A 14,722-nucleotide genomic window follows, 5' to 3' on the forward strand; every position below is an offset into this window, starting at 1 on the left:
GCACTGTGCAGTAGTACAAAATTCTGTTGAGTGGGGCCTGGGGCGTGGCGGGCGGCGTACCGAGGGGTAACCTCCGGTGAGGAGGCCCCCCGGAACCCCGTGTGGAGGGGCACGAGATCAGGCAGGAGAGTCACATGCCCGAGGCAGTCATCGTGGCGACCGCGCGGTCGCCGATCGGCCGCGCCTTCAAGGGGTCACTCAAGGACATCCGCCCGGACGACCTGACCGTGCAGATGGTCCGCGCCGCGCTGGCGAAGGTGCCGCAGCTCGACCCGAACGACGTCGACGACCTCATGCTGGGCTGTGGGCTCCCCGGGGGCGAGCAGGGCCACAACCTGGGACGTGTGGTCGCGGTGATGCTGGGGCTCGACAACGTGCCGGGCACCACGGTGACGCGCTACTGCTCCTCCTCCCTGCAGACGACGCGGATGGCGTTCCACGCCATCAAGGCGGGCGAGGGCGACGTGTTCATCTCGGCCGGTGTCGAGACCGTCTCCCGCTTCGTGAACGGCAGCTCCGACATGCCCCAGGCGCAGAACCCGCTGTTCGACGAGGCGAAGGCGCGTACGGAGGAGACCGCCAAGGGCGGCGCGCCGGTGTGGCACGACCCGCGCGAGGACGGCGCGCTGCCGGACGTCTACATCGCCATGGGTCAGACGGCCGAGAACGTCGCGGCGCTGAAGGGCGTCTCGCGGCGCGAGCAGGACGAGTTCGGCGTGCGCTCGCAGAACCTCGCGGAGAAGGCCATCGCCAACGGCTTCTGGGAGAGCGACATCACCCCGGTGACGCTCCCCGACGGCAGCGTGGTGAGCAAGGACGACGGCCCGCGGGCCGGCACGACGTACGAGGCGGTCTCGCAGCTCAAGCCGGTCTTCCGGCCGGACGGCACGGTGACGGCGGGCAACTGCTGCCCGCTGAACGACGGCGCCGCCGCGGTGGTCGTCATGAGCGACACCAAGGCCGCCGAGCTGGGCATCACGCCGCTCGCCCGGATCGTGTCGACCGGCGTCACCGGCCTGTCCCCGGAGATCATGGGGCTCGGCCCGATCGAGGCGTCGCGGCAGGCCCTCGCCCGCGCGGGCATGTCGATCGGCGACGTCGACCTGGTCGAGATCAACGAGGCGTTCGCGGCCCAGGTGATCCCCTCCTACCAGGAGCTGGGCATCGACATCGAGCGGCTCAACGTGAACGGCGGCGCCATCGCGGTGGGGCACCCCTTCGGCATGACCGGCGCCCGCATCACCTCCACGCTGGTCAACAGCCTCCGGTTCCACGACAAGTCGATCGGGCTGGAGACGATGTGCGTCGGCGGCGGGCAGGGCATGGCGATGGTGCTGGAGCGGCTGTCCTGATCGGCGGAATTCACGCCGGTCCGGGCCGGAGCCGGGACCGGCGTGGGCTCCTCAGCCGTGGAAGTCGGGGCCGGCCCGCGTGGGCTCGACCCGGATGATCACTCGCTTCTCCCGGATCATGGCGTCGCGGTAGTCGTCCCAGTCCGGGTGCTCGCCGCTGATGTCGCGGTAGTACCGCACCAGGTGCTCCATCGCGTCCGGCAGCGAGACGACCTGGGCGACGCCCTCGATCTGCATCCACTGGCCGTAGAAGGCGTCGGTCATCACGGTGAGCACGACCTCGGGGTTCTCCCGCAGATTGCGGGTCTTGACGGCCGTCTCGCGGCTGCTGATGACGATGTAGCCGTCCTTGTCGCAGCCGACGGTCACCGGGGAGGTCTGCGGCCGGCCGTCCGGATGGCGGGTCAGCATGACCGCTCGGTGATTGCTCCTGACGAACTCACGCGCCTTGTCGAGATCCATACAACAATGATGCGCCCGCACCGGACCGGTGCGGGCGCGTGCTGCCTTCGGGGACGGTAGTCCGCTTCCTGAGCTGAGCCTCCCTGCCTGCGTGCTGGGCTCGTGGTGCCGTGCTCGTGATGCTGTGCTCGTGATGCTCGTAAGTCCTGTGTGCGCGGGACGTCACTGCCGCCTCCCGCGCTGCGGTCTAGAAGCGACGGCGCCGCTCGTGCTCGAGGACGATGGCGGCGGCGTAGCCGTGGCTCAGCCCGTGCTCGTCGGCGAGCCAGTTGGCCCGCTCTTCACAGCGTAGGAACGACGGGCCGTTGTCGATGGCTTCGAACCACTCTGGGAGGTCGCGCCCGGTTATGGACGGGACGCGGGCGATCAGCTTGGTCTGGGTCTCCGGTGAGTGGTTCAACGACATGGGCACCTCCACGGAAAAGGCTGCTTTGTGTCACAGTGCATCACCGGTCCGCGCTTGACAAGCCCTCGCTGGCATTGATTTGTTACAGGATGTTGATCGAAAATTACGGAACTGATCACCAGATCCTGATATAGCCCATTAAAAGGGCGCCGCTCCGGCAGGAACGGCGCCCTTTCGCTTCGTACGGCTAGTCGTTGTTCGTGAAGTAGCTGATGAAGCGGAGGATCTCCAGGTAGAGCCACACGAGGCTCAGGGTCAGGCCGAACGCCATCAGCCACGAGTAGCGCTCCGGCACGCCGGCCCGCACCCCATGCTCGATCTCACTGAAGTCGAGCAGCAGGAAGAAGCAGCCGAGCAGGATCATGCCGATGCTGAAGATCCAGCCGATGGGGCTGTCGGTGCGCAGGCCCAGGCCGCCGGTGACGAAGATGCTCGCGATCCAGTTGATCAGCATGAGGCCGATCGCGCCGAACGCGGCGGCGATCACGAACTTGCCGAACTTCGGCGTCGGCCGGAAGATCTTCAGGGCGTACACGGCCAGCGTGCCGCCGAAGGCCACCATGGTGCCGAGCACGGCCTGCAGGACGATGCCGTTGTAGACATAGTCGTACATGTGGCTCAGCACGCCGATGGCGATGCCGTAGCAGACGGAGTAGCCGAGGATCAGCGCGGGATTCGTGCTCTGCCGGAAAGAGACGATGAGCCCGAGGATCAGGCCCACGATCATCGCCGGCGCCGCGAGCCCCCAGCCGACGTTGAAGTACCAGGCCAGGGCGGCCGAGACGACGAGCGTGCCGAGGGTCGTGAAGCCGCGCACCACGACGTCGTCGATCGTCATGGCCCGCGCCGACGGGGGAGCGTACGCGGGGGCGGCGTACATCTGGTTCAGCTGGTCCACGCTGGGCGCCGGACCGGCCCACGCTTGCTGACCAGCCGCCCCGCGCCGACTGAATATGGGGTTCTTGCTCTCCATTCGCTTCCTCCAGGACGCGACTCACCGATCAGCCGCTGCGCGGCCTAGTGGGGATGGTGCCCGAGGAGCGGTGCCCCTACAAGTGGGAGCGCCACTCCACCGCAGTGGCAACGAGCAGGATCTCCGGCGAGTTCCCGGCGGCGGCGACATCAGACGCCGACGGCATAAGTTTCTTGAATGCTTCCTTTACTTGAGCCCTTCAAGTCTCGTTGCTAACCTGGTGCGGAGCCGAGAAGTAGCGGCCTGACCAGGCAGAACGCCACAGCGATCACTCCGCCTGCCGTTGCGAGCCTATTCCGAACCTCACAGGCGCGGCATCCCGTCCGGTCACTTCGCCACCGGAGAGCCACACGACCGTCGCCTGTGCCGCTGGGAATGTCATCGCGAGGAGGACGGCAATGTACGTCAGGGGCCCAGCGTTCTTACGAAGACTCCGACCTGAATCCATCCGAGGACGCATCACCGTCCTCGTCACGGCGCTTGCCATCCTGCTGCTGATCCCCACCGGGATCCTGGGCAGCCTGTTGGCCCGGCAGGCGTTCGCCACCTCCGTCTCGCTCGACGCCCGGCAGGAAGCGGCGCTCACGGCCGCCGCGTGGCGTACGGGTCAGGTCCACGACGACATCACCCCGCAGGTGGCCGGGATCAATTTGGTCCAGGTGGTGGCTCCCGATCACCGTGTTCTCTCCGCGTCACCGGCGGCCCGGGGCAGGCCGCCGCTGACGTCCTTCTGGCCGTCGGAGGCCGATCCGATGCAGGACCTCCAGACCTGCACGCACGACGGGCTCGGCTGCCTGCGCCTGTCGGCGCTGCGGATGATGCCGGGGCCCCACTCCCCCGTGGTGTACGCGGGACGCCCCATCGACGGCTTCACGCCCGTCGGAATGTTCGATCTGCTCTTCACCGCGGAGGTCACCGTGCTCGTACTGCTCACCGCCTGGGCCGCCTGGAAGGTGGCCGGACGCACCCTGCGCCCGGTCGAGGCCATCCGCAGCGACCTGGCCGCCGTCAACGTGAACGATCTGGACACCCGGGTGCCCGAACCGGTCGGCGACGACGAGATCGCGCGGCTCGCCCGCACGGTGAACAGCACGCTCGCCCGCATCGAGCAGGCGAAGATCACGACCGAGCGGGCGCTGCGGCGGCAGCGCGAGTTCGCCGCGGACGCCTCCCACGAGCTGCGCACTCCGCTCGCCGGCCTGCGCGCGCAACTGGAGGAGGCGCAGCTTCACCCCGACGAGACCGATCTGCGGTCACTGCTCAGGGACGCGCTGCTCGACGTGGGGCGGCTGGAAGCGATCATCGACGACCTGCTCCTGCTGGCGAAGGTGGGGGCGACGGCCCCGGGCCGCAAACCTGTGGACCTGTCCGTGCTGGTCAGGGACGAGGTCGCCCGCCGGACCGATCGGATACCGGTGCGTCTCCGGCTGGCGGACGGGGTGAGGATGCACGCCGCGCCGCGCCACCTCGCCCGTCTGCTGACCAACCTGCTCGACAACGCGCAGCGGCACGCCAGGAGCCTGGTCGAGATCGAGCTCCGGCGCGACGACGGCTTCGTCGAGCTGTCGGTCAGCGACGACGGTCCCGGCGTGCCGGTGTCCGAACGGGAGCGGATCTTCGAGCGGTTCGCCAGGTCGGACACGGCGCGTAGCCGGGGCCGCGGGGGCACCGGGCTCGGCCTGGCCATCGCCCGCGACATCGCCCGTGCCCACTGCGGCACCCTGGTGGCGACCGAGTCGGCGTACCGCGGCGCCATGTTCGTGCTGCGCCTGCCGGTCTCCGGCTGCCCCTCGAACACCGACGCCCCACCTTCGCAGGCCGCGATCACCGGCGGCGGCGGCACGTACGCCGAGCCGTCGCGGATGACGGACGCCCTTACGCCGGTGCACGATCGGCGCTCCTGACCGCGGTGCACGAGCGACACGCCTGACAGCGGTGCGCGGAGCAGCACGCCTGACAGCGGTGCGCGAACAGCGCGTCTGACGGTGGTGCATGAGCGGCGCGTCTGACGGTGGTCAGAGGCGGGCGAACCAGTCGCGTACGGCGTGCCGCCCACCCCCGCCGAGCGCCACCATCAGGGCATACCTGGCCTTCGCCGGAGCCAGGCCGCGCGCCCCGATGGCGCCGACCTTGCCGGCCAGCCCCAGGCCGAGCGGGAGGTCCTCCAGCGCGGCCGGCCGGGTGCGGCACCGCGAGGCGATCACCACGGGGATGTCCCACTCCGCCAGCTCGCTGAGGGTCGCGTACAGGGTGATCGGGACGTTCCCGGCGCCGGTGCCCTCCAGCACGACACCCCTGGCTCCGGCGTCCACGACGGACGTGACGATCACCGGATCCATCTCCGGATATGTCTTGATCAGCGCGACGTTCGTCTCCGGCTCTCCCCGCGCGGCCGGGGGCCGTGGTGGCGGCGTCGCCGTCATCTCGACCCGGCCGTCCACCACCCGGCCGAGGATCGGCTCGGGGGCGGACGAGAGGGCAGCCACGCTCGTGGCGTCGGCCATCGTGACCCAGCGGGCCGCGTGCAGTTCGTCGTTCGCGCAGACCACCGCGCCGACTCCGCGAAGAGCCGGGTCGGCCGCCGCGGCCAGGGACGACGCGAGGTTGCGCGGGCCGTCGCTCGACAGCTCGTCCAGCCCGCGTACGGCGCCGGTCAGCACGATGCCGCCGCGCGGAGCGGCGGGGCCCGCGAGCAGGTCCGCGAGGAAGGCCGTCTCCTCGATCGTGTCCAGGCCGTGGGTGACGACCACGCCGTCGAACCCCTCGTCCAGCAGGGCCGTACGCACCCGCCGGGCCAGCCGCAGCATGGTGGAGGCCGAGGTGTCCCAGCTCGGCTCGGCCTGCACGTCCTCGGTCACGACCTCCACGCCGGGATTCCCGGGGATGGCCGCCAGCAGGTCGGCGGCCGTCGCGAGCCCCGGGCGGCCCGTGCGACGGGCGTACGCCATGACGTCGCCCGTCGCCACCAGCAGCACGCGTCCGCTCACGCCGCGCCGTCCTCGGCGGCGACTCCGGCGTGCTGTTCGAGCCGCTCGATGCGCCGCATGAGCGGAGCGATCTCCTGACGGACGACCGCCGCCACCGCCTGCACGGCGCTCTGAGAAGAAGCCTGGGCCGTGCTCTGGGACGCGGAGGCGTCCTGTGCCTGGGCTCGGAGGTGGACGTAGCCTGCGAGCGCCGCCACGACCGCGCGCCGCGTGAGGCGTGGCTCGGCGCCCCGCTCGCGCAGCACCTGCCCGCCGATGCCGTCGGGCTCGGCGACCAGGCCGAGCAGCAGATGCTCGCACCCGATGTAGTTGTGCCCCAGGGCATGGGCCTCGGTGACCGCCAGTTCGAGGGCGTTGGCCGCATGCGCGTCGAACCGGCTCGGGCCATCCTTCGGCGTCCCCTCGTCCCCGGACTGGTCCGGTCCGGTGGGTGCGGACGGGCGGCGGGCCGCGAGGTCGCGCTCGATCAGAGCAGGCTCGACCTCCATGGCCCGCAGCACATGCAGGGCGAGGTTCCGCCCCTCGGCCAGCATCGCGGCGAGCAGGTGCTCGGTGCCGATGCCGGCGGCGTTCTCGGCCCGGGCCTGTTCCAGCGCCAGCCGGAAGACGGCGCGGGTCCTGGGCGTGAAGTGCGACAACCGGGGGTCGTCGATCTCGAAGTCGCCGAGGATGCTCTCGCGGATGGCGCTCACGCGGCGGACCGCCTGCTCCAGCGCCCGCTGGCAGATCGCGGACACTGGAAGCGCCGCGTCCTTGACCGCCTCCGCCAGATCATCCGGCAGGTACACGTTGATCTTAGGCATGCATCATTCATACCCCCATTGGGGTTATACATCTACCCCCAACCGCGAAAGCGGCGTCAGGGGAGCGTGACGTACTTGCCGAGGAACGCCCGCACCTCGGGGATGTCCAGCCGGTAGTCGACGTTGGTCGTCTTGCAGGCGTCGTCCACGCCGCTGATCGTCGTGGCCACGAGCAGGTTCGAGTCGGGGCCGCCCAGGAAGTTGGGGCCGCCGGAGTCGCCGTAGCAGGTTCCACCCTCGTCACGCGAGGACGGCATCAGGTCGAGCCACCTGGCGCCCAGGCTCTTGAAGGAGATCGAGGTCTGGCTGCGCGTGTCGGTGTAGTGGTAGCGCCATCCGTTCCCGTCCCGCTTCTTCGTGGGCTCCACCGAGCCGTACCCGACCGGGGTGAAGCGCGCGGTCTGCAGGGTGCCGTCGGCCTTGAGCTGGTCGAGCAGGCCCAGCGAGGGCAGCTTGGCCGGCGCGATGCCCTCGACGGGCGCCGGGAAGATCACGACCGCCAGATCATAGGCGTCGCCCTTGTATCGCGAGTCGGGCACGAAGCGACCGGTGTAGAGCTTCTCGCCGGGCTGGTAGTGGTCGGCGAAGGAGACCCGGGCGGTCTTCTGGCCCTTGTGCCCGCAGTGGGCGGCCGTGAGGAAGACGTTCGGCGAGATGAGGGTGCCGGTGCAGTACGCCCACGTGCCGTCGCTCTCCGGCTCATTCCCGATGAGGGCGCCCACTTCCGGGTGATCGCCATTGTCTGCCGAGCCATGGGTGATGGCCGACGCGGGCAAGGCGATACCGACCACCAAACCCACCAGAACCATGACAAAAAGGACAAAACGCATGCCCGAATGTATCCGAGCATGGACTCTCTATGACAAATAGGACGAGAAAAATCTACCGGCCGCCAGATCAGGACTTCCCGCACGCTCGCCCCACGGGCGACTCCCACCCCACTAGTCAAAAGACTGAGCGGCCCGAGCCGCTTACCTCGGCATCCGAATCGCAAGTGGCTCGTGCCCGGCAAGAGAGCCCGAGAGGCCGTCCCACTCCTCCGCCGACCACACGGCGGAACCCGGCGCGGGCGGGATCCACAGGGGTGCAGCGCCGGCGGGCTGGGCGAGGAGTGATGTCGCGGGCACACCACGGGCATGCCGGGGGCACGGCTTCCCGTGGACGTTCGCGTTCGGCCGTAGTCAACCGGAACAGCTACGATCGGCCCGTGACCGCGCTCCCCCAGGTCACGGGGCTGATTGGTCGAGGCGGCGCTCTGTGCCCCCGGTGGGACTCGAACCCACACCACAGCCCTTTTAAGGGGCTTGCCTCTGCCATTGGGCTACGGGGGCGCCGCGATCATATGTCACGGATCACTCCTCTGTAAGCAAGTTACGTCTTACGCGGCTTGTCCCCCTTTCCACAGCGCGTGAACGGCACGCCTGGGAGCCGGCCGGTCAAGGTCCTGGAGACCGTCCGCACCTTCTCCCCCGTCCACCACACCAGCATGTCAGAGCACAGGAAGACGCGACGGCCCGGCGGGTGGGCCGCCGGGCCGTGTGCGTGTTCCGAGGTCGTCCGCCGAGCCGTCCGCGCCGGGCGGATCAGCGCTTGACGCCGCTCTTCGCGGCCGCCCGGAACTCGTCGCGCGGGTGCTCGATCTCGCCGAGGGAGATCGTCTCCCGCTTGAAGAACAGCGAGAGCGTCCAGTCCATCACCACGCGGACCTTCCGGTTGACCGTGGGGACCCGCGACAGGTGGTAGGTGCGGTGCATGAACCAGGCGGGGAAGCCGCGCAGCTTCACGCCGTAGACGTTCGCGACGCCCCGGTAGAGGCCGAGCCCGGCGACCGACCCGGCGTACTTGTGCCGGTAGTCCGCCAGCTTCTGCCCGCGCAGGTAGGCCGTGATGTTGTCGCCGAGGACCTTCGCCTGCCGTACGGCGTGCTGGGCGTTGGGCGCGCAGTACTGTCCGGGGTTGGTCACGTCGGGCACGCCCGCGATGTCACCGGCGGCGAAGGCGCCCTTGACGCCCGCGACGGTCAGGCGCGTGGTGGTCTTGATCCGGCCGCGCTCGTCGAGCGGCAGGTCGGTGGAGTTGACGATCGGGCTCGGCTTCACGCCGGCGGTCCACACGATCGTGGCCGACTCGAACTCGTCGCCGTCGGAGGTCTTGACCAGACCGCCCTCGCACGACTGGAGGAACGTCTTCATCTTGAGCTCGATGCCGCGCTCGCGCAGCTGCTCGGCGGTCCACTCGCCCATCTCTGGGCCGACCTCCGGCAGGATGCGGTCGGACGCCTCGATCAGGACCCAGCGCAGGTCCTTCTTGTCGATGCTCGGGTAGTAGTTGACCGCGTCGTCGGTCATGTCTTCGAGCTCGGCGAGGGCCTCGATGCCCGCGAAGCCGCCGCCGACCACGACGAAGGTCAGCGCGCGGCGGCGCACGTCCTCATCGTCGCTCGACTCGGCGCGGTCGAGGAGGGCCAGCACCCGGTTGCGCAGCGCGATGGCCTCGCCGACGGTCTTGAAGCCGATGGCCGCGTCCTCCAGGCCGGGGATCGGCAGCGTACGCGAGATCGAGCCGGCCGCCATGACGACGACGTCGTACTCGATCTCACGGGACTGGCCCGCGGCGGGCTCGAAGGTCAGCGTGCGCGCCTCGTGGTGCACCTTGGAGACCTTGCCGTTGAGGATGCGCACCTTGGGCAGCACCCGGCGCAGCGGGGCCACGACGTGGCGCGGCGAGATGTTGCCGGCCGCCGCCTCGGGGAGGAACGGCTGGTAGGTCATGTACGACTGCGGGTCGATCAGCGTGATCCGCACGCTGCCGTTGCGCAGCTCACGGCGGAGCGTGCGCTGGAGCCGCAGAGCCGTGTAGAGGCCCACGTATCCACCGCCGACGATGACGACGTGCTTCCAGTTGCGGTCTGCCACGATGCCCTCCTTGTGAAAGCATTCACAAGCTTACGTCACGGATTGGCAACCGCACCATTCCGCCAGGGCCGAAGGTCCAGTGATTTTCCCCACTCCGTCATCTCTTGACGTCATTTCTTGGAAAAATTCCTGCAATCTTCCCGAAGTGATCGACTTCACACTCGTGAAATGGTTCACAAGGTCGCCTTGCCCAGTGCGGCGGCGCGGGCGAAGACCGCGTCGAGCATGTCCGCGGTGACCCGGCCGGTGAAGGTGTTCTGCTGGCTCGGGTGGTAGCAGCCGATGAGCGTGACCGGTGCCTCGCCGTAGGAGAGCGGCACCTCCACCGCGTGACCGAACGGCGGCCTGCGGCGCGGCAGCGTGAACCCGGCCTCGCGCAGCGCGGGCCACACCGCCTGCCAGGCGAAACCGCCGAGTGCCACGATCACCCGGGTCGTGCCCGCCACGAGCGCGAGCTCCCTGGCGAGCCAGGGGAGGCAGGTGTCGCGCTCCTCCGGGGTGGGCTTGTTGGCGGGCGGGGCGCACCGGACCGCCGCCATCATCCGGGCGCCGATCAGCCGCTGCCCGTCGCCCGCGTGGACGCTGGTCTCCTGCACGGCGAACCCGGTGCGGTACAGCGACGCGAACAGCCAGTCGCCGCTGCGGTCGCCGGTGAAGATCCGGCCGGTTCTGTTGCCGCCGTGCGCGGCGGGCGCGAGCCCGACGATGAGCGTGTGCGGCGCCTCGTCGCCCCAGCCCGCGATCGGGCGTCCCCAGTAGGTCTCATCGGCGAACGCCCGCCGTTTGACGTCGGCGACCTCCTCCCGCCACTTGACGAGGCGCGGGCAGGCGCGGCACACCGACTGCCTGGCGGTCAGTTCGGCCAGCGTACGGCTCTCCGCGGCCAGTTTGGCGACCTCGTGGGCGTCGTGGGCGACGGGGGTGTCCGGGGACGCGGGGTCACCCGGCCGGCCGGAACCGGGAGGAACGAAGCTCATGACACCGATCGTGCCAGGTCAGAAAATGTGCGTCCGCCGGGAAGCGGGCTTCGCGGCGCCGGCGCGTGTCACGAAGCGGTCATGCCGGGAAAGATTCCGATCTTTTCCGTCGTGCCGGAGATGGGTACGTAGGGCCCGTGTCCATCGACTCATGCCCCCCGCTGTTCGGCCCGGCGTTCGACGCCGATCCCTACCCCGCCTACGACTGGCTGCGCCGGAACGCGCCGGTGACCCGCGTGCCGCTGCCCGGCTGCGAGGCATGGCTGGTCACGCGGTACGAGGACGCCGTGACCGCGCTGACCCATCCCGCCCTCGCCAAGGACCCGGCGGCCGGCTCGCCCGAATGGCGGGCCGCCTCTCTCGGCCTGCCTCTGGACCACCGGCCCGGGCTCGCCCGCCACATGATCAACGCCGACGGCGCCGACCACGCGCGGCTGCGGCGGCTGGTGAGCGGGGCCTTCACCCCCCGGCGGATGGCGGGGCTGCGGACGCGGGCGCTGGAGGTGACCGACGCGCTGCTCGACCGCCTCGACGGCCCGGAGACGGACCTGATCTCCGGTCTCGCCTATCCCCTGCCGATCACGATCATCTGCGACCTGCTCGGCGTGCCCGAGGAGGACCGGGCCACCTTCCACCGGCACGCCTCTGTCATCGACTCGGCGGCGGCGTCCGAGGTGGAGGAGATCGCCCGCGCCACCGACGCCCTGGAGATCTTCCTGGGCGACCTGGTCGAGTTCAAGCGCTCCCGGCCGGGCGACGACCTGCTCACCGATCTCGTACGCCGGTCCAACCAGGGCGAGATCGACAAGGACGAGCTGACCTCCACCGCGTTCCTGCTGCTGATCGCGGGCCACGAGACGACCGTGGCGCTGATCGGCAACGGCCTGCTCGCGCTGCTGCGGCACCCCGCCCAGGCGGCGGTCCTGCGCGCCGATCTCTCCCGGCTGCCGGACTTCATCGACGAGATGCTGCGTTACGACGGTCCCGTACGGAACGCCACCTGGCGCTTTCCCACCGAGCCCGTGGTGATCGGCGGCCAGGAGATGCTGCCCGGCGAGCCCATCCTCGTCTCGCTGCTCGCGGCCAACCGGGACCCGGCGGCGTTCGCCGACCCGGACGCGTTCTCCCCCGGCCGGGTCGGCGAACCGCACCTCGCCTTCGGCCGGGGGCCCCACTATTGCGTCGGCGCGGCCCTGGCCAAGGTGGAGGGGGAGGCCGCGATCGGCCGGGTGCTCGAACGCTTCCCCGATCTGGCCCTCGCCGCCGACCCCGCCGAGCTGCGCTGGTGGCCCAGCGCCATCATGCGCGGACTGTTCTCGCTGCCCGTCCGCCTGCACGGCTGACGCCCCGCCCGGCTCCGGCCGTACGGCTCGGACCTTACGGCTCGGACCTTACGGCCGGAGCCGGGACGGCTGAGACTGGACGGGGCGGAGCCGGGACTATCGGCGGGACGGCGTGGCCGACGGCTCGGAAGATGGCGACGGCGACGCGGAAGGCGTCGCGGTGTCCGTGGGCGCCGGGGTGGTGGGCGTGCACGTGGGCTCCAGCCCACGGGCGGCCGGTCCACGGGCGGCCCGTCCGGGACGGTCGTCCGAGGGCCGCAGCGGCAGCGGGTAGGCGTTGCGGATGGGCGGCTCCCCGTCGCAGGGGATGACGATCTCCTGGTCGAAGCCCGGATCCAGCATGATCGGGTCGCCGTCCTGGTCGTAGAGCCGGACGTCGTGCAGCGGCGTCCCGTCCGCCGCGTACGGGAAGATGTTGGTGACCTCCCCGCCGAAGGAGGACACGTTCTCCACCCGCACGCCCAGGCCCTCCGGCCGGGGGCCGTAGTCGAAGGCCACGTCGCGCGACGGCGTGCCCGGCACGTCGGCCATCGCCGTGATCACGAGCACCGCGGCCACCAGGTTGGCTCCGAGCAGCAGCACGCGGCCCCAGCGCGATGCTCGCGCGCGGCCCCGCCGGCCCAGCCACACCGATCCCCAGACGACCGCGAGCGTGAACACCCAGGCGGGGATGTCGCCGGGGATCAGCCCGGGGGCGCTGATCGGCGCGAGCACGGCGAGCGCGATGGCGTAGCCCCGCAGCACCCACCAGGCGGGGCGCAGCTCCGGGGCGAAAGCGGCGGCCTGCCGGTAGGGCGGGAGCACGAGCAGCCGCGTGTGGACGCGCCGGACCGCACCGCTCACGCGCTCGCGCAGCCGCCCGCCCAGCGAGGAGCCGCCGTCCGACGGCCGCCCGCCATAGGCGGCCCGCAGCTCGGCCGCGTACGCCTCGGGGCTGCCGAGGCGCTCCTCCAGCGACATGCCCGGCTCGGCGGCGACCTCGGCGAGATGCTCGTCCAGGTCCTCCAGCAGCGCGTCCCTGTCCCCGGCGGGGAGATCGGCGAGCGCCGCGCGTACGGCGGCGGCGTAGTCCTGGGGCGTCATCGGGGGCGTCGTTGGGGGAGTCATCCCGGATCGACCTCCTTGAGCAGGTCGTTCATGGTGGCGGCGAACGACGTCCAGGTCTTCGCCGAGGTCTGGAGGAGTGAGCGGCCCACGTCGTTCAGGCCGTAGTACTTGCGGTGCGGCCCCTCGTCGGAGGCGACCACATAGGAGGTGAGCGCTCCGGCCTTGAAGAGCCGCCGCAGCGTCCCGTACACCGAGGCGTCGCCGACGTCCTCCAGCCCCGCCTCGCGCAGACGGCGTACGACGTCGTATCCGTAACTGTCGCGCTCGGCGAGCACCGCCAGGACCGCCAGGTCGAGAACCCCTTTGAGGAGCTGGCTACTGTCCACGCAAAGCACGGTACTCCGCAATGCGCAATAGTGGCAAGATCTTCTGTGCGACCCTCACGCGATCCGGACGACGTACTTGCCGCTGCCCCGGCCGTCGGCGAGCAGTTGGTGGACGCCGGGCACCTCGCCGAGAGAGTCGATCACGGTCACCGGCACGTCCAGCCGGCCCTCCGCGACCAGGTCCAGCACGCGGCGCAGGCCCCGCGCGATCCGGTGCGGCGCGTTCACGGTGAGGGCGCTGGCGCTGAAGCCGACGATCCCCACGTTGCCGCGCATCAGGCGAGGGTGGGGCGGCAACGGGGACACCTCACCGCCTCCTGCGTTGCCGAACAGCACGATCCTGCCGCCGGGCCCGGTGACCTCCAGGTCGAGTTCGAGCAGCTCGACGCCGAGCGGGTCGAGGACGACGTCCACGCCCTCGGGCGCGGCGGCCCGGATGGCGGCGCCCGCCCCCTCGTCGCGGACGACCACCGTGTCGTAGCCGGCCGACCGGGCCGCCTCGGTCTTGTCCGCCCGGCCCACGGTGCCGATGAGCCGTCCTCCGCCGAGCGCGGGCACCAGACGGGCCACGGCCGACCCGACGCCGCCGCTCGCGGAGTGCACGAGCACACTCTCTCCCGCGCCGAACCTGGCCGCGTCGGTGAGCAGCAGCAACGCGCTCGTCAGCATCAGCGGGGCGGCCGCGGCGAGGGGGGAGGGCACGCCGTCCGGCAGCGGCACGGTGAGAGCGGCGGACGCCACGGCCACCTCGGCAAGACCGCCGGACGGGGTGAAGGCGGCCACCCGCTGCCCCGGCACGAGACCGGAGACGCCTGGGCCCACCCGGCGCACGGTGCCCGCCACCTCCTTGCCCGGCACGTACGGCCAGGCCGTGACGTAGCCCGGGTCTCCCCTGCGCGCCATCACGTCGATGAAGTTGACGCCCGCGAAGGAGACGTCGATGGACACCTCGTCCGCGCCGGGCTCCGGCACCGGCATGTCCGCGATCTCGGTCAGATCCGACCCGTGCGACGGCCCCGTCATCACCAGTGCCCGCATGACCCACTCCTTTTTCGACGTTCGTCGTACTAC

Annotated in this window: 14 protein-coding genes and 1 tRNA gene; 3 read left to right on the top strand and 12 right to left on the bottom strand. The window is 70.6% G+C overall.

Annotated elements, in window-relative coordinates; genetic code table 11:
• Window positions 1-134 precede the first annotated feature (134 nt).
• Window positions 135-1,352: an acetyl-CoA C-acetyltransferase gene (locus tag HCK04_RS30015; protein WP_142650735.1), complete on the top strand. Its 1,218-nt coding sequence runs from the start codon at window positions 135-137 to the stop codon at window positions 1,350-1,352.
• A gap of 51 nt (window positions 1,353-1,403) precedes the next feature.
• On the opposite strand, the gene HCK04_RS30020 is transcribed toward HCK04_RS30015, so the two are convergent.
• From HCK04_RS30020 to HCK04_RS30030, 3 genes are all read right to left on the bottom strand, one after another.
• Window positions 1,404-1,814, bottom strand: a complete 411-nt coding sequence (locus HCK04_RS30020) for a PPOX class F420-dependent oxidoreductase (protein WP_142650736.1) — start codon at window positions 1,812-1,814, stop codon at window positions 1,404-1,406.
• 187 nt (window positions 1,815-2,001) lie between these two features.
• A complete protein-coding gene (locus HCK04_RS30025; protein WP_142619963.1) occupies window positions 2,002-2,220 on the bottom strand; it encodes a DUF4287 domain-containing protein in 219 nt (72 codons plus the stop codon).
• A 187-nt stretch (window positions 2,221-2,407) separates the two neighbouring features.
• Window positions 2,408-3,193, bottom strand: coding sequence for a Bax inhibitor-1/YccA family protein (locus HCK04_RS30030; protein ID WP_142650737.1), 786 nt, complete (start codon window positions 3,191-3,193; stop codon window positions 2,408-2,410).
• 398 nt (window positions 3,194-3,591) lie between these two features.
• On the opposite strand from HCK04_RS30030, the gene HCK04_RS30035 reads away from it, so the two are divergent.
• Entirely contained in the window at window positions 3,592-5,097 is a 1,506-nt protein-coding gene (locus HCK04_RS30035; protein WP_142650738.1) for an ATP-binding protein, read from the top strand.
• A 111-nt stretch (window positions 5,098-5,208) separates the two neighbouring features.
• On the opposite strand, the gene HCK04_RS30040 is transcribed toward HCK04_RS30035, so the two are convergent.
• From HCK04_RS30040 to HCK04_RS30065, 6 genes are all read right to left on the bottom strand, one after another.
• Complete coding sequence (locus tag HCK04_RS30040) at window positions 5,209-6,180, bottom strand: asparaginase (RefSeq protein ID WP_142650739.1); 972 nt, start codon at window positions 6,178-6,180, stop codon at window positions 5,209-5,211.
• Window positions 6,177-6,983 (bottom strand): Clp protease N-terminal domain-containing protein, encoded by an 807-nt coding sequence (locus HCK04_RS30045; protein WP_142650740.1) that lies wholly within the window; start codon window positions 6,981-6,983, stop codon window positions 6,177-6,179. Before HCK04_RS30045 ends, HCK04_RS30040 begins: the two co-directional genes overlap by 4 nt.
• A 56-nt stretch (window positions 6,984-7,039) precedes the next feature.
• Complete coding sequence (locus HCK04_RS30050) at window positions 7,040-7,705, bottom strand: trypsin-like serine protease (protein ID WP_168066378.1); 666 nt, start codon at window positions 7,703-7,705, stop codon at window positions 7,040-7,042.
• Between the two features lie 536 nt (window positions 7,706-8,241).
• Window positions 8,242-8,314 (bottom strand) — tRNA-Leu (locus HCK04_RS30055).
• A gap of 252 nt (window positions 8,315-8,566) precedes the next feature.
• Complete coding sequence (locus HCK04_RS30060; RefSeq protein ID WP_142650742.1) at window positions 8,567-9,901, bottom strand: NAD(P)/FAD-dependent oxidoreductase; 1,335 nt, start codon at window positions 9,899-9,901, stop codon at window positions 8,567-8,569.
• A gap of 170 nt (window positions 9,902-10,071) precedes the next feature.
• Window positions 10,072-10,875, bottom strand: a complete 804-nt coding sequence (locus HCK04_RS30065; protein WP_142650743.1) for a uracil-DNA glycosylase — start codon at window positions 10,873-10,875, stop codon at window positions 10,072-10,074.
• 137 nt (window positions 10,876-11,012) lie between these two features.
• Between HCK04_RS30065 and HCK04_RS30070 the strand changes: the two genes are divergently transcribed.
• The gene (locus HCK04_RS30070) at window positions 11,013-12,218 is read left to right on the top strand and encodes a cytochrome P450 (protein ID WP_260617456.1); all 1,206 of its coding nucleotides are present in this window, start codon (window positions 11,013-11,015) and stop codon (window positions 12,216-12,218) included.
• A 96-nt stretch (window positions 12,219-12,314) separates the two neighbouring features.
• On the opposite strand, the gene HCK04_RS30075 is transcribed toward HCK04_RS30070, so the two are convergent.
• Genes HCK04_RS30075 through HCK04_RS30085 form a run of 3 tightly spaced genes read right to left on the bottom strand, consistent with a single transcriptional unit; the run spans window position 12,315 to window position 14,689 of the window.
• Window positions 12,315-13,325 (bottom strand): hypothetical protein, encoded by a 1,011-nt coding sequence (locus tag HCK04_RS30075; RefSeq protein WP_142650744.1) that lies wholly within the window; start codon window positions 13,323-13,325, stop codon window positions 12,315-12,317.
• A complete protein-coding gene (locus tag HCK04_RS30080) occupies window positions 13,322-13,651 on the bottom strand; it encodes a PadR family transcriptional regulator (protein ID WP_142571211.1) in 330 nt (109 codons plus the stop codon). Before HCK04_RS30080 ends, HCK04_RS30075 begins: the two co-directional genes overlap by 4 nt.
• A gap of 54 nt (window positions 13,652-13,705) precedes the next feature.
• Window positions 13,706-14,689: a zinc-binding dehydrogenase gene (locus HCK04_RS30085; protein ID WP_142650745.1), complete on the bottom strand. Its 984-nt coding sequence runs from the start codon at window positions 14,687-14,689 to the stop codon at window positions 13,706-13,708.
• Between the last annotated feature and the right edge of the window lie 33 nt (window positions 14,690-14,722).

Source organism: Microbispora sp. CL1-1, assembly GCF_012034195.1.
In the GTDB taxonomy this organism is placed as follows: domain Bacteria; phylum Actinomycetota; class Actinomycetes; order Streptosporangiales; family Streptosporangiaceae; genus Microbispora.